This is a genomic window from Stenotrophomonas sp. YJH_SMC_37, assembly GCF_059370035.1.
Window position 1 is genome coordinate 248,723 of sequence record NZ_JCAFTG010000003.1, and the last position, 21,742, is coordinate 270,464.

The 21,742-nt window shown below is 65.7% G+C and carries 22 protein-coding genes; 4 read left to right on the forward strand and 18 right to left on the reverse strand.

Annotated elements, in window-relative coordinates:
* Positions 1–8 precede the first annotated feature (8 nt).
* The 16 genes from AC5P8J_RS05825 to moaA form a co-directional block, all read right to left on the reverse strand.
* Positions 9–785 carry a helix-turn-helix domain-containing protein gene (locus AC5P8J_RS05825; protein ID WP_010485317.1) on the reverse strand — a complete coding sequence of 259 codons (777 nt, stop codon included), beginning with the start codon at positions 783–785 and terminating at the stop codon, positions 9–11.
* A gap of 11 nt (positions 786–796) precedes the next feature.
* On the reverse strand, positions 797–2,011 hold the full coding sequence (locus AC5P8J_RS05830; protein WP_010485316.1) for an oxygen-independent coproporphyrinogen III oxidase: 1,215 nt from the start codon (positions 2,009–2,011) through the stop codon (positions 797–799).
* A gap of 218 nt (positions 2,012–2,229) precedes the next feature.
* Positions 2,230–3,561 (reverse strand): MFS transporter, encoded by a 1,332-nt coding sequence (locus AC5P8J_RS05835; RefSeq protein ID WP_012480466.1) that lies wholly within the window; start codon positions 3,559–3,561, stop codon positions 2,230–2,232.
* Between the two features lie 23 nt (positions 3,562–3,584).
* The gene (locus AC5P8J_RS05840; protein WP_134729014.1) at positions 3,585–4,484 is read right to left on the reverse strand and encodes a peptidylprolyl isomerase; all 900 of its coding nucleotides are present in this window, start codon (positions 4,482–4,484) and stop codon (positions 3,585–3,587) included.
* Positions 4,485–4,487: 3 nt separating this feature from the next.
* Positions 4,488–5,195 carry a respiratory nitrate reductase subunit gamma gene (gene narI, locus AC5P8J_RS05845; RefSeq protein ID WP_010485313.1) on the reverse strand — a complete coding sequence of 236 codons (708 nt, stop codon included), beginning with the start codon at positions 5,193–5,195 and terminating at the stop codon, positions 4,488–4,490.
* Positions 5,192–5,872 (reverse strand): nitrate reductase molybdenum cofactor assembly chaperone, encoded by a 681-nt coding sequence (narJ, locus tag AC5P8J_RS05850; RefSeq protein ID WP_049439032.1) that lies wholly within the window; start codon positions 5,870–5,872, stop codon positions 5,192–5,194. Before narJ ends, narI begins: the two co-directional genes overlap by 4 nt.
* On the reverse strand, positions 5,872–7,416 hold the full coding sequence (narH, locus tag AC5P8J_RS05855; RefSeq protein WP_049439033.1) for a nitrate reductase subunit beta: 1,545 nt from the start codon (positions 7,414–7,416) through the stop codon (positions 5,872–5,874). The genes narJ and narH overlap by 1 nt, the downstream gene beginning before the upstream one ends.
* Positions 7,416–11,210, reverse strand: a complete 3,795-nt coding sequence (locus AC5P8J_RS05860) for a nitrate reductase subunit alpha (protein ID WP_495216691.1) — start codon at positions 11,208–11,210, stop codon at positions 7,416–7,418. The genes narH and AC5P8J_RS05860 overlap by 1 nt, the downstream gene beginning before the upstream one ends.
* Positions 11,211–11,282: 72 nt before the next feature.
* Positions 11,283–12,701, reverse strand: coding sequence for a NarK family nitrate/nitrite MFS transporter (locus AC5P8J_RS05865; RefSeq protein WP_111096227.1), 1,419 nt, complete (start codon positions 12,699–12,701; stop codon positions 11,283–11,285).
* A 145-nt stretch (positions 12,702–12,846) separates the two neighbouring features.
* Positions 12,847–13,212: a DUF7009 family protein gene (locus tag AC5P8J_RS05870; RefSeq protein ID WP_099495776.1), complete on the reverse strand. Its 366-nt coding sequence runs from the start codon at positions 13,210–13,212 to the stop codon at positions 12,847–12,849.
* Complete coding sequence (gene mobA / locus AC5P8J_RS05875; protein ID WP_111096226.1) at positions 13,209–13,751, reverse strand: molybdenum cofactor guanylyltransferase; 543 nt, start codon at positions 13,749–13,751, stop codon at positions 13,209–13,211. Before mobA ends, AC5P8J_RS05870 begins: the two co-directional genes overlap by 4 nt.
* Before the next feature lie 213 nt (positions 13,752–13,964).
* Complete coding sequence (locus tag AC5P8J_RS05880) at positions 13,965–14,465, reverse strand: molybdenum cofactor biosynthesis protein MoaE (RefSeq protein ID WP_227853833.1); 501 nt, start codon at positions 14,463–14,465, stop codon at positions 13,965–13,967.
* A gap of 3 nt (positions 14,466–14,468) precedes the next feature.
* Positions 14,469–14,729, reverse strand: coding sequence for a MoaD/ThiS family protein (locus AC5P8J_RS05885; RefSeq protein ID WP_005416856.1), 261 nt, complete (start codon positions 14,727–14,729; stop codon positions 14,469–14,471).
* The gene (locus AC5P8J_RS05890; protein ID WP_111098104.1) at positions 14,729–15,982 is read right to left on the reverse strand and encodes a molybdopterin molybdotransferase MoeA; all 1,254 of its coding nucleotides are present in this window, start codon (positions 15,980–15,982) and stop codon (positions 14,729–14,731) included. The genes AC5P8J_RS05885 and AC5P8J_RS05890 overlap by 1 nt, the downstream gene beginning before the upstream one ends.
* The gene (moaCB, locus tag AC5P8J_RS05895; RefSeq protein ID WP_111098103.1) at positions 15,982–16,977 is read right to left on the reverse strand and encodes a bifunctional molybdenum cofactor biosynthesis protein MoaC/MoaB; all 996 of its coding nucleotides are present in this window, start codon (positions 16,975–16,977) and stop codon (positions 15,982–15,984) included. Before moaCB ends, AC5P8J_RS05890 begins: the two co-directional genes overlap by 1 nt.
* Before the next feature lie 8 nt (positions 16,978–16,985).
* Positions 16,986–17,966 carry a GTP 3',8-cyclase MoaA gene (gene moaA / locus AC5P8J_RS05900; protein ID WP_111098102.1) on the reverse strand — a complete coding sequence of 327 codons (981 nt, stop codon included), beginning with the start codon at positions 17,964–17,966 and terminating at the stop codon, positions 16,986–16,988.
* A 194-nt stretch (positions 17,967–18,160) separates the two neighbouring features.
* Here moaA and AC5P8J_RS05905 point away from each other — a divergent pair, with 194 nt between their 5' ends.
* On the forward strand, positions 18,161–18,565 hold the full coding sequence (locus AC5P8J_RS05905; RefSeq protein ID WP_032954242.1) for a hypothetical protein: 405 nt from the start codon (positions 18,161–18,163) through the stop codon (positions 18,563–18,565).
* On the opposite strand, the gene AC5P8J_RS05910 is transcribed toward AC5P8J_RS05905, so the two are convergent.
* The gene (locus tag AC5P8J_RS05910) at positions 18,559–18,888 is read right to left on the reverse strand and encodes a hypothetical protein (RefSeq protein ID WP_005416862.1); all 330 of its coding nucleotides are present in this window, start codon (positions 18,886–18,888) and stop codon (positions 18,559–18,561) included. The two genes, AC5P8J_RS05905 and AC5P8J_RS05910, sit on opposite strands and share 7 nt — an antisense overlap.
* Before the next feature lie 574 nt (positions 18,889–19,462).
* Here AC5P8J_RS05910 and AC5P8J_RS05915 point away from each other — a divergent pair.
* The 3 genes from AC5P8J_RS05915 to AC5P8J_RS05925 all read left to right on the forward strand — a co-directional run bounded on the left by AC5P8J_RS05915 (position 19,463) and on the right by AC5P8J_RS05925 (position 21,359).
* Entirely contained in the window at positions 19,463–19,840 is a 378-nt protein-coding gene (locus AC5P8J_RS05915; protein ID WP_111102393.1) for a hypothetical protein, read from the forward strand.
* Positions 19,841–20,046: 206 nt separating this feature from the next.
* Positions 20,047–20,547, forward strand: a complete 501-nt coding sequence (locus tag AC5P8J_RS05920; protein WP_111102394.1) for a hypothetical protein — start codon at positions 20,047–20,049, stop codon at positions 20,545–20,547.
* On the forward strand, positions 20,526–21,359 hold the full coding sequence (locus tag AC5P8J_RS05925) for a hypothetical protein (RefSeq protein WP_495216693.1): 834 nt from the start codon (positions 20,526–20,528) through the stop codon (positions 21,357–21,359). Before AC5P8J_RS05920 ends, AC5P8J_RS05925 begins: the two co-directional genes overlap by 22 nt.
* Positions 21,360–21,449: 90 nt before the next feature.
* Here the strand turns inward: AC5P8J_RS05925 and AC5P8J_RS05930 are convergent, their stop codons facing one another.
* On the reverse strand, positions 21,450–21,740 hold the full coding sequence (locus AC5P8J_RS05930) for a DUF6984 family protein (RefSeq protein ID WP_111098099.1): 291 nt from the start codon (positions 21,738–21,740) through the stop codon (positions 21,450–21,452).
* Positions 21,741–21,742: the final 2 nt, after the last annotated feature.

The following is a 21,742-nucleotide window of genomic DNA, read 5'->3' on the forward strand; positions in this document are numbered from 1 at the left end:
GGCCAGGTTCAGTTCGGATCGGATTCGTCGGCCACCGCCAGCGCTGCCAGGCGCTCGGGCTGCAGCAACAGGATCTCGCGCTGCTTCACCGCGATGATCCCATCATCGCTCAGGCGGCGCAGCACGCGGCTGGCGGTTTCCGGCGCCATCCGCAGGTAATTGGCGATCTCGGTACGCGCCATCGTCAGGTTGAAGCGCGTGGCGGAAAAGCCGCGCCGCGCGTAGCGCTCGGACATGTCCAGCAGGAACGCGGCCATGCGTTCTTCGGTACGGTGGTTGGCGGCCAGGGTCGCGACCTTGCCGATCTCCGCGCTGAGCAGGCTGAACAGCTTGGCCTGCAGCCCCGGCATGCGGGTGGCCAACAGGCTGAGCTTGGGGAACGAGATGCGGCACAGGTGCACGGTGTCCAGCGCCACCGCATTGCAGGGAAAGCGTGAACCGTGGATCGCGTTGAGGCCGATCACTTCACCCGGCAGGCTGAAGCCCAGCACCTGCTCGTTGCCCTGGCTGTCATCGACGAAGGTCTTGACCATGCCCGCGCGCACCGCAGCAATCGAATCGAACGATTCGCCGGCGCGGAAAATGTAGTCACCCGCATGGAACGGACCGACATGGTCGACCAGCACGTGCAGATCGCCCAGTGCGGTCTTGTCGTAACCCTGCGACATGCATGCGTCGGAGAACGCACAGGTGCTGCAGAAGTGCAGTGCGTCGCCATCATCGGCGGCGGCGGGGTTGGGTGTGGCCCGGCCGAGACGGCCCTGCGAAGGCGGGATTGAAGACATCGGGGCAAGACTCAAGCGATGGCGGCCGCCGGCCGGAAGCATGCGGCCATCATACGCCACAGCAGGCGCCCTTCTTCGGCCAGGCGCAGCACGCGCGCATCCCACTGCGCCCAGCCGCGTGCCAGCAACGGCGACAACGCGGGCAGCTGTTCGGCGAAACATTCCTCGAACGGTTCATCGTTGCGCCACTCGAAGGCAGCCGCATCGAGGGCGTGGTCACAGGCGATGCTCTGCGCCACTTCGGCCACCAACCGCTCGTCCTCGGACAGGATCAGCCCGGCGGAGACTCCCATGTGACCCGCCTGCAGCCGCGCACGCCATTCGCCCAGTTCGTCCTCCAGCCGGTAGAACACCTCGCCGATCTGGCTGCAGGCGGACAGCCCAAGGCCGATGAAATCGCTGCGGTCGCGGCGTGGCACACCGGCAAGATCGCAATGGCGCTGGCCATCGCCCGGACCGTGCGGGTTCGGCAGATCGCCGCGCTGATAGTGATCGCCACCAATCGGTTCGTAACCCGCAGCGCGCAGCAGGCGCCAGGCCTGCAGCCAATGGACGGCCGAGGGGTGTTCCGGCAGCGCACACGGCGCCGGCAGCAGGATGCGCTCCGGCGCCTCGGCCAGCACCTCGTGCAGCCGTTCAATGAAGCCGGCGTCCTCGCTGCCGGGTACCCGCAACTGGTAGTAGCGCGCGGTGAAGCCCACCTGTCGCGCCTGTGCCAGCAGGGTCGGCCCCGGTGCATCGGCACGATCGATCACGTTCAAGCGGGTGCAGCCCACCGCACGCAGCTGCGCCGGCGCCAGCGCGCTGCCTGCGTCCAGCCGCACCTCCACCTGGGGCCGCGCCACGGTGCGCAGGTGCTGCGGCACCGCATCCAGCAGCTGGCCCAGCTGCGGCGGCGGCAACGTCTCGGCCAGCCCCAGCTGCAGCACCATCGCCACCACTTCACGGTCCTCGGCCAGCGCGTCGGCCTGCAGCCGCAGCGCCAGCAGCAAGGTATCCAGATACGCCTGCGGTGGCGCATCGCGTCCGCCACGGCCGGCCTGGAAGCCGAGCGTCAAGCCACGCGGAATCAGGTGCTCGTTGCTGGCGCGCACGGCGGCGCGCCACCCGCTTTCGCCAAAGCCGGTGCTGAACTGGTCAGCCGGCGGAAACAGCACGTGCCGGGGCTGCCGCAGCAATGCCGCCTGCAGCGCAGTGTCCTCGCTCTCGTCAACGTGGAAGCTCATGGCAGACATCTTCGGGCGTTCCTCTTCGCGTGGCCCTGATTGAAATCAAGCGCGGAGCATCTGATGGTTCCTGCCGGCCAGCGGCCGGCACTACCCCTGCACCCACCACTCGGTAGTGCCGGCCGCTGGCCGGCAGCACCCCTCACCCGCCGCGCACCCGATCAACGGACGCACGGCGCACCGTCCTGGTAGTGCCGGCCGCTGGCCGGCAAACACCTTCACCCGCCGCGCACCCGCTCGGCGGCGGCCGCATCGATGGCTTCGGGCAGATCGGTTTCGCGATCGATCTGCGGGAAGTGGCGGCGTTCCATGCGACGGATCGCAAAGTGCATCCACGCCAGTGCAGCCGCCACCAGCACGAACAGCAGCATGAAGCAGCTGCTCCAGATGCCCACCGCGTCATTCAGCGCGCCAAACACGATCGGCAGGATGAAGCCACCCAGGCCACCGATCATGCCGACGACGCCGCCCACCGCACCCACGTGCTTGGGGTAGTACACCGGAATATGCTTGTAGACCGCGGCCTTGCCCAACGACATGAAGAAGCCCAGCACGAACACCAGCACGGTGAACATCACCACCCCGATGGCCAGATGGAAGTGGATCGGGCCATGGATGCCCTTCACCACATACTCGGTATCCGGGTAGGCCAGCAGGAAGGTGCAGATGGCCGACACGCCAAAGGTCCAGTACATCACCCGGCGCGCGCCCATCCGGTCCGACATCCAGCCACCGACCACGCGGAACAGGCTGGCCGGGATCGAATAGCACGCCGCCAGCATGCCGGCGTGGCCCACGTCCATGCCATAGGCGCCCACCAGGTAGTGCGGCAGCCACAGCGCCAGCGCCACGAAGCCACCAAACACGAAGAAGTAATACAGCGAGAACCGCCACACCTGCAGGTTCTTCAGTGGCGCCATCTGCTCGGCGAACGGCACCGGCTTCACGCCTTCGCGACGGCGCTGCTCCAGCGACGGGTCTTCCTTGCTGAAGAGGAAGAACAGCACCGCCGTGACGGCCAGCGCAACGGCCCAGACCTTGGCGACCATGGTCCAGCCGGCCGCCACCATCACCAGCGGCGCCAGCAGCTTGGTCACCGCCGAGCCGATGTTGCCGGCACCGAAGATGCCCAGCGCGGTGCCCTGCTTGCTGGCCGGGAACCACTTGGAGACGTAGGCCACGCCCACCGAGAAGTTGCCGCCGGCGATGCCCACGCACAACGCGGCAATCAGGAACTGGGTGTAGGTCTGCGCATAGGTCAGCATCCAGGTGGCCACTGCGCCACACAGCATCACCAGCACCATCACCTTGCGGCCACCGAATTGATCGGACCAGATGCCGAGGAAGACCCGGCTGACCGAGCCGGTCAGCACCGGGGTGGCGATCAACAGGCCGAACTGGGTGTCATTCAAGCCGAGCTGTTGACTGATCTGGATGCCGATGATCGAAAAGATCATCCACACCGCAAAGCACACGGTGAAGGCGAACGTGCTCAGCCACAGCGCACGTTGCTGCTGCCCGGCACTGGCGGGGGCAAGAGCCTGGTTCATGAATTCTCCTCGTTCAAGGGGGTTCAGCCGTTATCCGCTTCGGCTTCGATCTCATCCAGCCCGCGCACCGGGTAGCGTTCCTGCAGCTGCAGCAGGTAGGCCTGCACTTCACGCTGGCGCACCTGCAGCTCCAGGTAGTCACGCAGCTGCGGCAGCACCGCCTCGAACGGCTGCGGCTGGCCTTCCTCGCGGGCATCGACGCAGACCACGTGGTAGCCCCAGCGTGATTCCACCGGGAAACCGGCCAGGCCCTCGCGCAGGCGGAACACCTGGCGGTCGAACTCCGGCGTGGTCTGCCCGCGCTGCAGCCAGCCCAGGTCGCCGCCTTCGCTGCTGGATGGGCAACGCGAATGGCGCAAGGCGAGATCGGCGAACAGGTGCGGCGACTCCTTCAGCAGCCCGACCAGCCGCTCGCCCTCGGTACGTGCGGCGAAGCGCCCGGCCACGTCGTCGGCCGGCGCTGCCAGCAGGATATGGCGCAGGCGCACGCGGTCGGGCGAGCGGAAGCGCTCCGGGTTCTGCTCGAAGTAGCGCCGGCAGTCCTCATCGGTCGGCACGCGGTCTTCGATCGCATCTTCCAGCAGTTGCTGGATCAGCACTTCCTCGTCGCTTACCCGGTTGCCCTCCGGCGCCTGCAGCCCAAGCCGCTGCGCTTCCAGGCGCAGCAGCTCACGCACCACCAGTGCACGTGCCGCTTCAGCACGAGACTGCTCCGGGCGCATCGCCCGGTGGTGCTGCATCTCGCGGGCGATGTCAGCCTCGCTGATCGCGGTCTCGTCCACGAACAGCCGGCACGGTGCCGGCTGCCCGAGCGCGCGCGGCCCCTGTGCCGCCGCGTCATGGTGGTGCGAATGCGCCTCGGCGGGAACCGGTGCGGCGGAGTCGATCACGGTGATCGGCAGGAATTTCGGCAGGCTGCCCATGGCTTACTCCCGCGGACCGTAGCGCAGCGTGGCCTGGCGGCGGCGCACCACCTGGTAGGGCCGCCACAGGTAACTGATCGGAATGCTCCACACGTGCACCAGGCGGGTGAACGGCGCGATCAGGAACAGGGTCAGGCCCAGGAAGATATGCATCTTGTAGACCCAGCTGACGCCCTCGATGTAATCAGCGGCACCGGCACGGAAGGTCACGATGTGCTGCGCCCACTCGGCCAGCTGCACCATCACCCCTCCGTCCAGGTGGCCGGACGAGATGCGGATGCTGTACAGGCCCAGGCACAGCTGGGCGAACAGCAACACCAGCACCAGGGTGTCACCGAAGCTGCCGGTAGCCCGAACACGCGCATTGAACAGGCGGCGTACCAGCAGGATGCTGATGCCGATGAAGCACAGTGCGCCGAACACACCACCGACCACCATCGCCAGCATCTGCTTCTGCGACGAGGTGATGAAGTGCTCGTACACCGCGTGCGGGGTCAGCAGGCCGACCAGGTGGCCACCAAGGATGGCCAGGATGCCGATGTGGAAGCAGTTGCTGCCGATCCGCATGCCCTTGTCCGACAACATCTGGCTGGAGCCGGTGCGCCAGGTGTACATGGCCTTGTCATAGCGGGCCCAGCTGCCGATCAGCAGCACCGCCACGGCGATGTACGGGTAGTACTGGAAGGCGAATTGATGCAGGGAATAACTCATGGCTGGACCTCTCGATGCGAAGGACGGGCCGGCGAACGCACGGGCGGCTTGCAGTCTTCGGCGGGGGCTTCGGCACCAAAGCGCACCGCCTCCTCCTCCCACAAGCGGTCCATGGCCTCGGCGGTATCGTCGCGGACTTCCTCGCTGGCACGCTGGCGCAGCGCCTGCAGATCGGCCTTGCCGTCACCGGCTTCGACCAGGATCTCGAAAAGCACCCGGTGCGGCAGCTCACGCTCGGCAGCACGTGCCGCCAGCATCCCGGCGATATGGCCGATGTGGTGCAGCCACTCGCGGGCCTCGCTGCCGGGGCGATGGGCCAGGAACTCCAGCAGCAGCGGCAGGTAATCCGGCAGCTCGCGTGCATCCAGTTCGAACCCGTTGCGGCGGTAGGTTTCGACCAGATCGACCATGGCCTGGCCACGGTCGCGCGACTCGCCATGGATGTGCTCGAACAGCAGCAGGCTCATCGAGCGGCCGCGGTCGAAACTGGCCAGCCACGCCGCCTGCGCATCCAGCGCATCGGTGGCCAGCAGCTGCTGCACGAAGCTGCGCAACTGCTGGCGGCGGGCGGCGTTCAGCGCCGGGTCGTCACAGGCGGCGAGCAGTTCCTCGCCGTGCTCCCACAGTTCTTCGCGGGGGTAGTCCAGCAGCACCCCGACCAGCTTGAGCACGCTCATCACACCACCTCCTTGCGGCGGTGGTTCGGCCCCTTGTCCACCACGAAGGTGGTGCTCTTGCGCTGGCCGAACAGGTCGGCCGGGCTGTCACCATTGCAGCCGTTGCCGAAGGTGAAGCCGCAGCCGCCGCGCTCGCCGAAGGCGTCGTTGGCGTACTCGCGGTGGCCGGTCGGAATCACGAAACGGTCCTCGTAGTTGGCGATGGCCAGGTAGCGGTACATCTCTTCCACCTGGGCGATGCTCAGCCCGGTCTGCTCCAGCACCGCGGTGTCTTCCACGCCGTCCACGTTCTTGGCCCGGCGCCAGGCACGCATCGCCATCAGCCGCTCCAGCGCGCGTACCACCGGTGCCTCGTCACCGGCCGTCAGCAGGTTGGCGAGGTAGCGCATCGGAATGCGCAGCGACGCCACGTCCGGCAGCTCGCCGCTCATGCCCACGCGGCCACGCTCGGCGGCGGACTGGATCGGCGACAGCGGCGGTACGTACCAGACCATCGGAAGCGTGCGGTATTCCGGGTGCAACGGCAGCGCCAGCTTCCAGTCGATCGCCAGCTTGTACACCGGCGACTGCTTGGCCGACTCCAGCCAGCTGTCCGGGATGCCCTCCTTGCGCGCGGCGGCGATCACCGCCGGATCGTTCGGGTCCAGGAAGATGTCCAGGTGGGCCTGGTACAGATCCTTCTCGGCGGCCACCGAAGCGGCCTCGGCGATGCGGTCGGCGTCGTACAGCATCACGCCCAGGTAGCGGATGCGGCCCACGCAGGTTTCCGAGCACACGGTCGGCTCACCCATCTCGATGCGCGGGTAGCAGAAGATGCACTTCTCCGACTTGCCGCTCTTCCAGTTGTAGTAGATCTTCTTGTACGGGCAGGCCGACACGCACATGCGCCAGCCGCGGCACTTGTCCTGGTCGATCAGCACGATGCCGTCTTCCTCGCGCTTGTAGATCGCGCCCGAGGGGCACGCCGACACGCACGCCGGGTTCAGGCAGTGCTCGCACAGGCGCGGCAGGTACATCATGAAGGTCTTCTCGAAGGCGCCGTAGATCTCCTTCTGCACCTGGTCAAAGTTGTAGTCGCGCGAGCGCTTGCTGAACTCCGAACCGAGGATCTCCTCCCAGTTCGGGCCCCACTCGATCTTCTGCATGCGCTCGCCACTGATCAGCGAACGCGGGCGCGCGGTTGGCTGGTGCTGGCTGTCCTTGGCGGTATGCAGGTTCTGGTAATCGAAATCGAACGGCTCGTAGTAGTCGTCGATCTGCGGCAGGTCCGGGTTGGCGAAGATCTTGGCCAGCATGCGCCAGCGGCCACCCGCGCGTGGCACCAGCTTGCCGGCGCGGGTGCGCACCCAGCCGCCGTTCCACTTGTCCTGGTTCTCCCATTCCTTCGGGTAACCGATGCCGGGCTTGGTTTCCACGTTGTTGAACCAGGCGTACTCGACGCCCTCGCGCGAGGTCCAGACGTTCTTGCAGGTGATCGAGCAGGTATGGCAGCCGATGCACTTGTCCAGGTTCAGCACCATCGCGATCTGTGCACGGACCTTCATCACACCACCTCCTTCGCAGCCGCAGGAACAGCCTCACCCGTCGCTCCTGCGCGTCCTGCGCCCGCGACACTCGAACTTCCTTGTTCATCGTCAAGCCAGTCGATCTTGTCCATCTTGCGCACGATCACGAACTCATCGCGGTTGGTTCCGCAGGTGCCGTAGTAGTTGAAGCCATAGGCCAGCTGCGCGTAGCCACCGATCATGTGGGTCGGCTTGAGCACGATGCGGGTCACCGAGTTGTGGATGCCGCCACGGGTGCCGGAAATCTCCGAGCCCGGCACGTTGATGATGCGTTCCTGGGCGTGGTACATCATCGCCATGCCCGGCATCACGCGCTGGCTGACCACCGCACGGGCGGCAATCGCGCCGTTGACGTTGAACAGCTCGATCCAGTCGTTGTCGACGATGCCGGCACTGCGCGCGTCATCCTCGCTGATCCACACGATGGGACCACCGCGCGACAGCGTCTGCATGATCAGGTTGTCGCTGTAGGTGCTGTGGATGCCCCACTTCTGGTGCGGGGTGATCCAGTTCAGCACGATCTCCTTGTTGCCGTTCGGGCGCTGGTTCAGCAGCGGCTCCACCGTGCGCGTGTTGACTGGCGGCCGGTAGCTCATGAAGGCCTCGCCGAAGTCGATCATCCACTCGTGGTCCTGGTAGAACTGCTGGCGACCGGTCACCGTGCGCCACGGAATTAGCTCGTGCACGTTGGTATAGCCGGCGTTGTAGCTGACGTTGTCGTCTTCCAGGCCCGACCAGATCGGCGAAGAGATGATCTTGCGCGGCTGCGCCTGGATGTCACGGAAACGGATTGCTTCGTGTTCCTTGCCCACCGCCAGATGCGTATGCTCGCGACCGGTGAAGGTGCCCAGCGATTCCCAGGCCTTCACCGCCACGTGGCCGTTGGTTTCCGGCGCCAGGTGCAGGATCACTTCGGCCGCGTCGATTGCGGTCGAGATGGCCGGGCGGCCCTGGCTTACGCCTTCTTCGTGCACGGTGTGGTTCAACTTGCCGAGGAACTCGACCTCGTGCTTCGTGTCCCAGCTCATGCCCTTGCCACCGTTGCCCTGCTTGTCCAGCAGTGGGCCGAGCGAGGTGAACTTGCGGTACAGGTTCGGGTAGTCACGCTCCACCACCGTCATCGACGGCATGGTCTGGCCCGGGATGGCCTCGCACTCACCCTTCTTCCAGTCGGCCACGCCGAACGGCATGCCCAGCTCGTTGGGGGTGTCGTGCAGGGTCGGCACCAGCACCAGGTCCTTCTCCACACCCAGCACGCCCGGCGCCATCTCGCTCACGGTGCGGGCCACCTCCTTGAAGATGTCCCAGTCGCTGCGCGATTCCCAGGCAGGATCCACCGCCTTCGACAGCGGGTGGATGAAGGGGTGCATGTCCGAGGTGTTGAGGTCGTCCTTCTCGTACCAGGTCGCGGTCGGCAGCACGATGTCCGAGTACAGCGCGGTGGTGCACATGCGGAAGTCGAGCGTGACCAGCAGGTCCAGCTTGCCTTCCGGCGCCTCGTCGCGCCACTTCACCTCCTGCGGCTTCACTGCGCCCATTTCGCCCAGGTCCTTGCCCTGCAGCCCGTGGCGCGTACCCAGCAGGTGCCGCAGCATGTACTCATGGCCCTTGCCCGAGGAACCGAGCAGGTTCGAGCGCCAGATGAACATCATGCGCGGGTGGTTCTGGCTGGCGTCCGGGTCGGCGAAGGCGAAGTCCAGCGAGCCATCCTTGAACTTGCCCAGCGCGTAGTCCGCCGGGGCCACGCCGGCCGCTTCGGCCTCGCGTACCAGCTGCAGCGGGTTACGGTCCAGCTGCGGGGTGCTCGGCAGCCAGCCCATGCGCACCGCGCGCAGGTTCAGGTCAGCCAGGCTGCCGCCGTACTTGCTGGCATCGGCCAGCGGTGACAGCAGTTCATCCACCTGCAGCTTCTCGTAACGCCACTGCCCGGTGTTGAAGTAGAAGAACGAGGTGCCGTTCATGTGGCGCGGCGGCTTGCTCCAGTCCAGCCCGAACGCGAGCGGCTGCCAGCCGGTCTGCGGGCGCAGCTTTTCCTGGCCCACGTAATGCGCCCAGCCGCCACCGGTCTGGCCCACGCAACCGCACATGATCAGCATGTTGATCAGGCCGCGGTAGTTCATGTCGTTGTGGAACCAGTGGTTCATGCCCGCGCCGACGATGATCATCGATCGGCCGTGGGTCTTGTCGGCGGTACGCGCGAACTCGCGGGCGATCTCGATCACCTCGGCGCGCGACACGCCGGTGATGCGCTCCTGCCACGCCGGCGTGCCCGGCACCATGTCATCGAAGCTCGATGCCACGTTGCCGCCGCCAAAGCCACGGTCGACGCCATACTGGGCCAGCAGCAGGTCGTAGACCGTGGCCACCAGCGTCTCGCCGTCATCGGCCGTGGCCAGCCGGCGCACCGGAATGTTGCGGTCCAGTACTTCTTCGGCCGGTGCAGCGGTCCAGCCATCGCTTTCAATGCCACCGAAGTACGGGAAGCTCACTGCCTCGATGCCGTCGTTGGCCTCGGACAAGCTCAGGCGCAGGCGCGTATCGGCGCCATTGCTGGCCTTCTCCTCGATGTTCCAACGACCCTTCTCGCCCCAGCGGAAACCGATCGAGCCGTTGGGCACCACGATCTGGCCGCTGTTCTCGTCGTAGGCCAGGGTCTTCCAGTCCGGGTTGTTGGCTTCACCCAGCCCGCCCAGCTCACTGGCACGCAGGAAGCGGCCCGCCACCAGGCGGCCATCGTCGCGACGCTCCAGACGCACCAGCATCGGCATGTCCGAGTACTGGCGGCAGTAGTCCTGGAAATACTGCGAGGGCGAATCAACATGGAACTCGCGCAGGATCACATGGCCGAAGGCAAAGGCCAGCGCCGCGTCGGTGCCCTGCTTGGGGTGCAGCCAGTGGTCGGTCAGCTTGGCCAGCTCGGAATAGTCCGGGCAGATCGCCACCGTCTTGGTGCCGTTGTAGCGCGCCTCGGTGAAGAAATGTGCATCGGGCGTACGCGTCTGCGGCACGTTCGAGCCCCAGGCGATGATGTAGCGACTGTTGTACCAGTCGGCCGATTCGGGCACGTCGGTCTGCTCGCCCCAGATCTGCGGCGAGGCCGGCGGCAGGTCGCAGTACCAGTCGTAGAAGGACAGGCAGGCGCCACCCAGCAGCGACAAATATCGCGCACCGGCGGCGTAGGACACCATCGACATCGCCGGAATCGGCGAGAACCCGACCACGCGGTCCGGACCGTACTGCTTCACCGTATACAGGTTGGAGGCGGCGATGATCTCGTTGGCCTCCTCCCACTGCAGGCGCACGAAGCCGCCCATGCCGCGGCGGGTCTTGTACGAACGCGCCTTCTCCTTGTCCTCCACGATGCTGGCCCAGGCATCGACCGGAGCCTTGCTCTTGCGCGCTTCGCGCCACAGGCGCAGCAGCGTGCCGCGGATCAGCGGGTACTTCAGACGGTTGGCGCTGTACAGGTACCAGGAATAGCTGGCGCCACGCGGGCAGCCACGCGGTTCATGGTTGGGCAGGTCCGGGCGCGTGCGCGGGTAATCGGTCTGCTGGGTTTCCCAGGTGACCAGGCCGTTCTTGACGTAGATCTTCCAGCTGCAGGAGCCGGTGCAGTTCACGCCGTGGGTGGAACGTACGATCTTGTCGTACTGCCAACGGGCGCGGTAACTGTTTTCCCAGTCACGGCCCTCGCTCTTGGCAAATCCATGGCCATCGGCAAAGGTCTGGGGGTCACGCTTGAAGAACTGCAAGCGATCGAGGAAATAACTCATCGGGGATCTCCCTTTGCGGACATCGGCATCGTGGCTGTGTGTGTCATCTGGCTGCGGTGCGTTTTCATGTCGTCAGCAGGGTGTCTCGGCACCGCGCCGGTAGTACCACCACCAGGTCACGGCCAGGCAGGTGACATAGAAAACAACGAATCCGTACAGCGCCATGTCGGGGCTGCCGGTCAACGTAATGGACGAGCCGTAGCTCTTGGGAATGAAGAAGCCGCCGTAGGCGCCGATCGCACCGGAGAAGCCGACCACCGCGGCCGATTCGATGCTGGCCTGGTGCGCGGCCGTGGCCTTGCCCTCGGCGTTGTCGTTGGCCGACCAGCGCTCATGCAGGGTGCGGAAGATCACCGGGATCATGCGGAAGGTGGTGCCGTTGCCGATGCCACTGAGCACGAACAGCGCCATGAAGCTGAGCAGGAAGCCATGGAAGTTGCCGGCCTGGCCATCGCTGGGCAGGAAATGCAGCACGCCGAACACTGCCGCGATCATCAGCGCGAACACCCAGAAGGTCAGGCGTGCGCCGCCCCAGCGGTCGGCCATGCTGCCACCCACCGAGCGCATCAGTGCGCCCAGCAGCGGGCCGATGAAGGCGTAGGCCAGCGGGTTCACGTCCGGGAACTGGCTCTTCACCAGCATCGGGAAGCCGGCCGAGAAACCGATGTAGGAACCGAAGGTGCCGATGTACAACCAGCACATCAACCAGTTGTGCTTGCGGCGGAAGATCACCGCCTGCTCGGAGAACGACGAGCGGGCACTGGTCAGGTCGTTCATGCCGAACCAGGCCGCGATGGCGCACAGCGCGATGGCCGGCACCCAGATGAAGCCGGCGTTCTGCAGGAACAGCGGCGCGCCCCCCTCCACTGCAGGCTGCGGTGCACCACCCAGCGCACCGAACACGCCCACGGTGATGACCAGCGGAATCACCGCCTGCGCCACCGACACGCCCACATTGCCCAGGCCGGCGTTCAGGCCCAGCGCCAGGCCCTGCTTCTGCTTGGGGTAGAAGAAGGAGATGTTGGACATCGACGACGAGAAGTTCGCGCCACCGAAGCCACACAGGATCGCGATGGCCACGAACACCCAGTACGGGGTGGCCGGGTCCTGCACCGCAAAGCCGAGCCAGAGCGTCGGCGCCAGCAGCGAGGCGGTGGACAGCGCGGTCCAGCGGCGGCCGCCGAAGATCGGGATCACGAACGAATAGAAGATGCGCAGGGTCGCGCCGGACAGGCTGGGCAGCGCCACCAGCCAGAACAGCTGGTCGGTGCTGAAGTTGAAACCGATCTTCGGCAGGCTGATCGACACCGCCGAGAACAGCACCCAGACCGAGAAGGCCAGCAGAAGCGAGGGGATCGAGATGACCAGGTTGCGGGTGGCGACCCGCTTGCCGGTGCGCTCCCAATAGCCGGGGTCCTCCGGCGTCCAGTCGCTGATGACGCGACCGGGACTGGCAGTGCTGCGGACAACAGGATCGCTACCGACGGTCATACATGGCTCCAAGGCTGTGGAATGACGTGGGTACTGCGTTTCAAGTTGTGACCCGTCGTCATGCAGCCATTAGGCCGTGCAGCACGGACGACGGGGTTGATCTGGATCAATCAAGGGCCGGTTTCCACCCTGCCCCTGACAAATGTCAAACCGATGAAGCGGTGCTGCGGCGGGTCACCCCGCGCTGGCGCACGCTGTCGCGCACGTCCACATCGAACTGCAGCTGAAGCTGGCTGCCATCTTCCAGGGCAATCTCGAATGGCAGGCCATCGCGGCACGGCAGCCGTCCCGCCAAGGCCTCGACGGCCGGGCGCGGCAGTACCAGGCGACAGAAGTTGCCACCATCGAGCAGCACCGGCTGCTCGCCGCCATGCAGCGACACCGCCATGCCCCAGCCCTCGATACCGCCGAAGCGGGTCATGTTCTCGACCGATTCACCGGCCAGCAGGCGCGCCAGTTCGGCCTCGTCCAGGCGAAGCCGTACCGATTGGTCCTGCAACTGCACTTTCATGACGCAACATCCTCCCATTGTTCGGGGGTATTGCAGTTGACCAGGCAGGCTTCGTCAACGCTTTCCAACGCCAGCACGTGCATCTGCAGGCGACGCTGGAAAGCCTGTACCGAGCGGGGCCCTTCTGGATCATCCAGCATCGCGGCCAGCACGCTACGAGTGGCATTGTCCACATTCAACAGCATGGGAAAGGGATGCCCGTCAAAGATCGTGCATGCGCCCATACCCACCCCAGCCAGCCGTTGCAGCAGCCGTGGTGCCAGCAACGGCGTGTCCACCGCCACCACCCAGGCCTGGCCATCGGGCATTTGCTGCATCACGCTGTGCAACCCACCCAGTGGGCCGCAGCGCGCAATCTGATCGGGGATGCCACCGAAGGCCGGATAGTCACCGCTTACCCATACCCGTTCGGCACCAGCCTGCATCAACAGGCCCCGCATGTGCTCCAGCAGCGTGCGGCCCTGCCACGGCAGCAGTGCCTTGTCGCGGCCCATCCGGGTGGACAGGCCACCGGCCAGCACGATGCCGTTGATGCTCATTGCAGTAGAGCCACGCAATGCGTGGCTGCGTCGGCCGGATTCATCGGGAACGCCTCATCCACGCACGGCGTGGATCTACTGAATCCCATGGCCGCCCGAATGCCCCGCAGTAGAGCCACGCCATGCGTGGCTGCGCCGGCCGGATGCGCGGGAAAGCCCTCATCCACGCATGGCGTGGATCTACTGAACCCCGCGCTGCCCTGAAGGGTGGGGTCAATGCCCGTGGTCGTGCGCATGATCATGGGCATGTGCGGGTTCGCTGTCCGCGTGACACAGGCTGCAACCCTCGCTCCACTCGCTGTCGCCGTCTTCGTAATGCTCCTGCTTCCAGATCGGGCACTGGTGCTTCACCACCTCGATCAGCTGCCGGCACGCGCGGAACGCCTCGTCCCGGTGCGGACTGCCGGCAGCCACCACCACCGCCACATCGCCGATGCCGAGCCGGCCCTTGGCATGGGCCACATACAGCTTCAGCTTCGGCCCGAACGTGCCTTCGACCTCGGCCGCCAGGCGCTTGAACTCGTTCAATACCAGCGGCTCGAACAGGTCGTAGGTGATCCCGGTCACCGGCCGGCCGATGTTTACATCGCGCACCTTGCCGATGAACACATCGATGCCACCGAAGCCCGGATCGGAGACCGCCGCGATGCCCTCGGCCGGATCGATCGCCGCCTGCGCGCGGTCCACCACCTTGGCAATGATCGTCTCGCTCATCGCTCAGCCCCCGCTCACCGGCGGCAGGATCGCCACCCGGCCATCGTCGGGCAGCGCCTCGTGGTCGCGCAGCACGCGTTGCTGATCGGCGAATGCCGAGTAATCCAGCAGGCCGGCACGGAAACCCGGCCAACGCAGTGGCAGCAGCTCGCGCAGCGCCTGGCGCAGATCGGCCACGGTGCCACCGGCCACCTCCACGGCAATCTCGCGGCTGGCATCCAGATCGGAGAACGCACCGAACAACTGCAGATTTACCTGTTTCATCATGACTCCTGGCTCACCAGCTGCACCGGTTCGTGGTGACCCCAGCCCTGCACCCGCACATAGGTGCCCGCGCTGGCCAGGTCTCCCTCGGACTCCAACACCACCCAGGCGTTGGCCTGCAGCATGGACATCAAACGGAATGATTCCTGCCCGGACAGCACGCGCGCACTCAGGCGACCCTGCGCGTCCACTTCCACCCGCGCCCGCGCGTGGAAGCGCAGGCCCGGCGGCGTGCGCACGTCGGCCTGCAGCGGCAACGTCAGCACCGGCTCTGGTGCCAGCCCCAGCAGGCGGCGCAGCACCGGCTCGACGAAGAAGCGCTGGCCCACGGCAGCGGAGACCGGGTTGCCCGGCAGGCCGAAATACAGCGCGCCATTGGGCAGCACCGCGAACAGCAACGGCTTGCCGGGGCGGATCGCCACCTTGTGGAACACGATGCGCGCACCCCGGCCGCGCAGCGCGTCGGGAACGAAATCGTAGCGGCCGGCCGACACCGCGCCGGTGCTGATCAACAGCTGCGCACCCGCGTCCAGCGCTTCATCCAGCACGGCATTGAAGGCGGCCACGTCGTCGCCCACCGTGCCCTGCCAGACCACCTCGGCACCGGCGGCCTGCAGGCGGCCAACCAGGTACGGCCGGTTGCTGTCACGAATCTGCCCGGACGCCAGCGTCTGCGCCGCCTCGGTCACCAGCTCCTTGCCGGTGGCGATCACCGCGGCCCTTGGCCTTGCCACCACCGCCACCTCGCCCACGCCGATCGCATGCAGCAGGGTGCGCGCGTTGATATCCAGCACCTGCCCGGCCCGCAGCACGCGCTCGCCGTCGCTTACATCCTCGCCGCGCAGGCGCACGTTCTGGCCCGGCTTCACCAATGCCTTCAGGGCAATGCGGGTCGGGCGGCCGTCCTCGCTGGCGAGGATCTCCACGTTCTCGACCGGTACCACCGTATCCAACCCGGCCGGCATGCGCGCACCGGTCATGACTTCCCAGGCACCCTCGCCGCCTTCGGCGCCAGCATCGCCGGCCGCCTGCCAGCCCTGCACCCCGAATTCGGTACCGGCCTCGAACGTCGCGCCGTCGGCGCGCAGCGCGAAGCCGTCCATCGCCGAATTGTCGAACGGCGGCAACGACTGCCCACTGATGATGTCACTGGCCAGAGTGCGGCCGCCGGCCTCATGCAGCGGCAGATGTTCAGCCGGCAGCGGCATGGCCGCGTCCAGCAGGTTCTGCAAGGCTTCGCTATAGGCAATCATCAGTGGCCACCACCCTCGACCATTGCCAGTGCGTGGCCCAGTACCGGCGCCAGGATGTCCAGGCACTGCGCCGCCGCCTTCGGGCTGCCCGGCAATGCAAACACCAGCATGTTGCCCAGCTGCACCACCTCGGCGCGGCTCAGCCAGGCCATCGGCGTGTGCTGTGCACTCAGTGCACGCACCATCTGCGCCAGGCCATGCACCGGCCGCGCGTTCAAGGAACGCAACGCCTCCGGGGTCAGGTCTCGCGGGCCCAGCCCGGTCCCGCCGGTACACAGGCACAGGCGCACGCCCTCGGCGGCCAAGGCCTGCAGGCGGCCCGCCAACGGCTCGATGCCATCGGGCAGTACCTCGGCGGCTACCACCTCGCCCCCCAGCTTCTTCAGCCCGGTCACCAGGGTTGGGCCAGAGATATCCTCATAGGTGCCTTCGCTGGCGCGATCGCTCAGCGTGATCACCGCGCAGGCCGCCCCCTGCAGCCCCTTCGGCGCACGCGGCTTGAACCTCTCACGCTCGGCCTCGTCCATGCCATCCGGGTGCAACCAGACACCGCGCTTGCCGCCTTCCTTGAACAGCAGGCGGATACCTTCGATGCGCAGCGCCGGTTCCACCGGCTTGCTCAGGTCGTACAGGGTCAGCAGCGCGGCGTTGACGCCGGCCAGCGCCTCCATCTCCACACCGGTGCGCGCCTCGCTGGCGCACTCGCACCACACGCGGATCGCCTGCCGCTCCGGCACCGCCGCGCAGAACACCTGCACCAGTTCCAGCGGCAGCGGATGGCATAGCGGCATCAGCATCGACGCCATCTTGGCGCCCTGCAGGCCGGCAATCTCGGCCATCACCAGCGCATCACCCTTGGGCAGGCGGCGCTCGACGATCAGCGGATACGCCACCGGACCGGCATGCAACTCGCCCACCGCCACCGCACGGCGGCGGGTGATGCGCTTGTCACGGACATCGGCCATATGGAAGGCCGCATTCAATTCCCCACTCATCGTGTTGCTCATCCTCCGATGGAGGCCAGGTGCGGGGTCAGCCCGGTCTGGCCCTGGTGCAGTCCATGCCCGGCCGCTTTCAGGCCAAGCTGGGTGGTGATGCGTGCCAGCAGCGCGTCATGGTCATCGTCGCGCTGCAGCAGCGGGCGTAGCGGCACGCCGAACTCGCCAAACAGGCACAGCCGCAGGTCGCCCCTGGCGGTCACCCGCAGGCGGTTGCAGCCCTTGCAGAAGTCACGCGAATACGGCGCGATGATGCCGATGCTGCCGCGATGGTCGGGGTGGCCGAACTCGCGCGCCGGGCCGGCATCGGCCGCGCGCGGGCGCTCGTGCCAGCCCGCGACCAGCAGCTGCTCGATCACCCGATCGGCGCGCAGGTGGTGGCGCTGGAAATAAGCTTCGTTGTCGCCGGTGCGCATCAGCTCGATGAAGCGCACGCTGAAGGGGCGGTCGCGCAGGTAGTCCATCCACTGCGGCAGCTCGTCGTCGTTCAGGCCACGCAGCAGCACCGCGTTGAGCTTGATCGCCGGCAGGCCCAACGCCTGCGCCAGGGCCAGGCCCTGCTGGATCTCCGGCAGGCGGTCATGGCCGGTGATGGTCTTGAAGCGTTCGCGCTGCAGGCTGTCCATGCTCACGTTCAGCGCAGTCAGGCCTGCCCGGTGCCAGCCCGGCAGGCGCCGCGGCAGCAGCGTGCCGTTGGTAGTGATGGCCACCTTGCGGATGCCCGGCACCGCCGCCACGGTGGCGATGATCTCGTCCAGGTCCTTGCGCAGGCTGGGCTCACCGCCGGTCAGGCGGATCTTGCTCATCCCCAGCGCCGCAAAGGCCCGCACCAGGCGGCCGATCTCCTCCACCTGCAGGAAGCGCGGGCGGCCATCGGCCTGGTAACCGTCGGGCAGGCAGTAGCTGCACCGGAAGTTGCAGGCTTCGGTCAGCGACAGGCGCAGGTACGGAAAGCTGCGTCCGAAACCGTCGGTGAGTTGGCTCATGGCTGGTCCACCTTGTTGCTCCACCGTCTTGCCTGTGCCCGGAACGGCCCGGATACCCTCGCCTGCTGGAACGATTGCCAGAGTACGCGGCCTTCAGTTCCATCGGCATGACTTAAATCAATCGCGTTCGGCCCCGCGCGGCAGGCGTTGTGGCAGCATGCGGCTTTCCGTGCAGCGGGCGTGTGACAACCCTCATGATGATGAACGATTTCCAGCAACTGCTGCACGCCGCCGGCGAGCAGGCTGAACCGCAACGCCTGCTGTTCGTATTCGTGCGCGCCGAGCTGCCCGAATCGCCCACCAGCGACCAGCGCGACCGTCATGACCGCCGCGAGGGCGGCACCCTGTCGCCGGTGCTGTGCGTGGACAAGCTGCCGGCCGAGGTGCCCAGCTTCCAGGCGCTGGCGGCCGAATCGACCACCACCGGCATCGACTGGGACCTGGTGTTCGTAGCGGCGCTGGATGGCCGTGGCGGTTTCGCGCCGAACAGCGACGAAGCCGCGCGCCCGTTGCGGCTGATGGTCAACGCCATCCATGACGGTCAGATCGGCCGCTTCGCCGCCTTCGACCGTGGCGGCGAGCCCGTTCAGTTCTATTGAGCCACCAGCTGCAGGGTCAGGAAGAAGATCACCAGCACGGTGTTCAGCCCCCAGGCCACGGTCAGCCCGCGCGCCGCCACGCCCAGGTTGGGGTTGTGCGCGGTGGGCGCCGCCCGCCAGACCGCCGGGATGATCCAGCCGGTATAGAGCAGCAGCACGGCAAATACCCCCAGCAGCAGCGTGGTGCGCTGGTTGGCCAGCGCCCAGAGGGCCACCGCCCACAGAATGTTGCTGGGAATGACGCCCTGCAGCCAGAACACACTCCACAGGCGGGAACGGCCTTGGGTGTCGGGGGTGGGGTGCAGCGAAGCGGTGGCGGTCATAAGTCTCCTTCTGTTTAGGAAACGTGCTGAGCAAGCCTGCGCTTGGTGGCTGGGAACGTCAACCCGAGTCGCACGTCACGCTTTGGCACCTGTAGACGCGGGCCGAGCTCGACACAGGTCGCTCCCCGCAGAGCCTGTCGTCATCGCCCCTCCCCCCCTTGTTCCCTAACGCCCCCCAACCTCGACATCTGTCGCAGATTGCACGGTGCGGGCGGACCGCCGCGCCAGCCAGCGCTGGCAGTGCTTAACAGCATGGGAGAATGCCGAAAGCGTCTCCAATCGAGTGATGTTTACAACTCTTCTGATTGGCATTGCACAGCGCCAGGGGCTCAGATGGCGTGCCACCGGAAAAGGGTGGCCGGGCTTCGAACACCCGAGTTGATGTTGATGTATGCGCTTGCCAGCCGGCGCCACCTCAGCGTGGCGCCGGCTGGCAATCCGTCTGCCGGCTATGGCGGGCGGTGCGTGGGGGCCTTCGGGCCCGCCGGACTGACATCAACCCGGTGTTCGAACCACGTGCCGTCCGCCACTTTTATGGGTGGCGGCTACCGATTGCCCTGCACGGAGCCTTGCCATGAATGAATCGGACTTCCCGCATCTGCACGCCTACCGCGGCACCGCCGGCGACGACGGTTCGCCACAGGCTAAGCCAACAGTGGACAGGAACACCTTCATTGCCAATCTCCACCGCATCGGCTCCGGTGCGGCGGCCGACGGACAACCCTGGCCGGAGCGGTATCAGCTGCCCGGGCGCTGCCTGGCCCTGGCCGACGCCGATTGTGCGTTGAACGGGTTGCGGGTAGTGCTGGAAATGCTGCTGGCGGCCGAACGCACCCGGCAGAATGGCGAACCGGAAGAGTACGTGGGCGACCGGGTGATGGAGGGATTGGTCATGGCCTGCCAGTCGTTGTGCGCCCAGGCGGTAGGGCGGTTGCAGATGGGTGAGCAGTAGCCCCTATCGATGTCGCCTTTGCCCCCTTTTCGCCCCGGCGTTCGCCCGCACAGATGTGACGCCCTTCTCTTTACTCGGCCTGCGATGGGCGCTCCAGACTGGCGCGCGCCCATCCTCCTGACGACACGACCATGCTGGCAAGGGTGATCAGAGCAATTGAATCACTCGCACTTTCAGAGCTGTGCAGACGGAGGCATCAGAAACCAATGCAGAACTTCAAAAGCACCTTGGCACTGCTCGTGGCCGCCGGCTGCTGCGTGGCCCCAGACATGGCGCACGCGTTCCAGCTGGTCAGAGAAGAGGCAGATATCAGGCTTGTGGATGGCACACCCGCGCTCTGCATCCCGCAAAAAGCGAAGGGTTCGTTCCCGGTGGCCAACTTGCTACTGATGGAGTACTACACGCTCGAATCCGAAAGATGGGCCATCAGCCTGAAAGACGACGCCAAGCCAACGAGGCTAAAGCGTGGCCATTGCATTGCATACGACTCAGTACCAGACGGATACGAGCGGGATGGGCCAAAAGACAATAGGGAGAATTTTCAATTGAAATTGAACACAACCTACTACTTTCAAGCAATCCGACACATTCCAACTCTCTGGTACTTTCGTACCGCAATATATGAATCTACATTCTGTCTCAAATCGGATGCCGATGGCACTCTGAGCATTCAGAAGAAATCAGCATGCCCCGACTTCAGCAGATGAAACTTCCTGTCTCAGCGACAATCCTGGCCCTCCTGCTTCTGAGCAGCTGCGGCCACACCCCGGACCGGGCGTTGCCGGACCGAAGCCTATCGCCCACCACCGACGCAGGCGTGGTCAATGTGGCCATCAAAGTCCCCACAGAGCTCGAAGCGATGGACATGCGAGTCATTTACCGATCAAAGACTTGCACCTTCACCGACTACACTGCCTCCGGAATCCCCTATGATCGAGATGGCTATCAGCAGATGGACTTGAATCCCATCCAGCAGGAGCAGAGCAGAATTTTCGAGGCCAAAGTGCCAGTGAATGGTGGTGGCAGCTGCAACTGGACGTTGAGCAATGTCACGTTCGGCGCAAAATACAAAGACACCTCCGCGTTTGGCGAGGGCATTGGATCCGGCCTTCCTGCCGGCATGATTGTCATTTTTGATGACAACAATTCGCCCAACGGCCGCTGGGATATCAAAGCCGACGGAGATCTGACAGTTGTGCGGGACTACTACCCATGGCTCAGTGAGAGGTTCCTTGGAGGCCATACAAGGTCAATGAGCCTGATCACGAACGGATATTTCTACCTAATTTACAAGGCACCTGATGCCCGCAATGTCCATTTCGAACCCATCCTGCATTCGCAGTTCCTCACGCGATCCGTGGGGCCTAAAGTCAAAGCCAAAGGCAACAGGACGATCTACTACTATCCAGATGGCAGCAATTCGTTCGAAGCTTACAGCTGGCCGAATCACGCGAAACTGCAGGCAATCCGGATGGCTGCCGAAGCGCGGCGCCAGGCCTTGTCCGATTCCGAAGGGTGAAGGCGATGCGCAACGCCCTTCAGCTTGGATCGCTTTCAGCAGGCGTCAGTGTTCGCTGAAAGCGCTCCTCAGATCGACGCCGATGATCGGTTAGAAGTCGACCTTCCACAGCTCCAGCTCGAAGAGCTGATCGTGATTGTCCAGGCACAGGGTGACTCTCACCGGCACGCCGTCGGCATCGGCAAGCATCGCCGTGGCAATGTCGCTTCCGAAGACCTGGGTCGTGCTGGACAGGAACACCACGCCCCCGAATCCGACGACCTCCACGTCCTCCACCTGGGCGAGCGCCAGATCCTTCAACAACCGTTCGGACAGCTCGTTCGTCTCGGGCAGCAGCCTGTGGATGAGGGAGACCTCGTCGGGGGTGAGGAATCTGGGCACGG

Bases quoted from the DNA above. Each gene is read 5' to 3' on its own strand.
- AC5P8J_RS05825 (WP_010485317.1), bottom strand. From the start codon at position 785: ATGTCTTCAATCCCGCCTTCGCAGGGCCGTCTCGGCCGGGCCACACCC.
- AC5P8J_RS05830 (WP_010485316.1), bottom strand. From the start codon at position 2,011: ATGAGCTTCCACGTTGACGAGAGCGAGGACACTGCGCTGCAGGCGGCA.
- AC5P8J_RS05835 (WP_012480466.1), bottom strand. From the start codon at position 3,561: ATGAACCAGGCTCTTGCCCCCGCCAGTGCCGGGCAGCAGCAACGTGCG.
- AC5P8J_RS05840 (WP_134729014.1), bottom strand. From the start codon at position 4,484: ATGGGCAGCCTGCCGAAATTCCTGCCGATCACCGTGATCGACTCCGCC.
- narI (WP_010485313.1), bottom strand. From the start codon at position 5,195: ATGAGTTATTCCCTGCATCAATTCGCCTTCCAGTACTACCCGTACATC.
- narJ (WP_049439032.1), bottom strand. From the start codon at position 5,872: ATGAGCGTGCTCAAGCTGGTCGGGGTGCTGCTGGACTACCCCCGCGAA.
- narH (WP_049439033.1), bottom strand. From the start codon at position 7,416: ATGAAGGTCCGTGCACAGATCGCGATGGTGCTGAACCTGGACAAGTGC.
- AC5P8J_RS05860 (WP_495216691.1), bottom strand. From the start codon at position 11,210: ATGAGTTATTTCCTCGATCGCTTGCAGTTCTTCAAGCGTGACCCCCAG.
- AC5P8J_RS05865 (WP_111096227.1), bottom strand. From the start codon at position 12,701: ATGACCGTCGGTAGCGATCCTGTTGTCCGCAGCACTGCCAGTCCCGGT.
- AC5P8J_RS05870 (WP_099495776.1), bottom strand. From the start codon at position 13,212: ATGAAAGTGCAGTTGCAGGACCAATCGGTACGGCTTCGCCTGGACGAG.
- mobA (WP_111096226.1), bottom strand. From the start codon at position 13,751: ATGAGCATCAACGGCATCGTGCTGGCCGGTGGCCTGTCCACCCGGATG.
- AC5P8J_RS05880 (WP_227853833.1), bottom strand. From the start codon at position 14,465: ATGAGCGAGACGATCATTGCCAAGGTGGTGGACCGCGCGCAGGCGGCG.
- AC5P8J_RS05885 (WP_005416856.1), bottom strand. From the start codon at position 14,729: ATGAAACAGGTAAATCTGCAGTTGTTCGGTGCGTTCTCCGATCTGGAT.
- AC5P8J_RS05890 (WP_111098104.1), bottom strand. From the start codon at position 15,982: ATGATTGCCTATAGCGAAGCCTTGCAGAACCTGCTGGACGCGGCCATG.
- moaCB (WP_111098103.1), bottom strand. From the start codon at position 16,977: ATGAGTGGGGAATTGAATGCGGCCTTCCATATGGCCGATGTCCGTGAC.
- moaA (WP_111098102.1), bottom strand. From the start codon at position 17,966: ATGAGCCAACTCACCGACGGTTTCGGACGCAGCTTTCCGTACCTGCGC.
- AC5P8J_RS05905 (WP_032954242.1), top strand. From the start codon at position 18,161: ATGATGATGAACGATTTCCAGCAACTGCTGCACGCCGCCGGCGAGCAG.
- AC5P8J_RS05910 (WP_005416862.1), bottom strand. From the start codon at position 18,888: ATGACCGCCACCGCTTCGCTGCACCCCACCCCCGACACCCAAGGCCGT.
- AC5P8J_RS05915 (WP_111102393.1), top strand. From the start codon at position 19,463: ATGAATGAATCGGACTTCCCGCATCTGCACGCCTACCGCGGCACCGCC.
- AC5P8J_RS05920 (WP_111102394.1), top strand. From the start codon at position 20,047: ATGCAGAACTTCAAAAGCACCTTGGCACTGCTCGTGGCCGCCGGCTGC.
- AC5P8J_RS05925 (WP_495216693.1), top strand. From the start codon at position 20,526: ATGCCCCGACTTCAGCAGATGAAACTTCCTGTCTCAGCGACAATCCTG.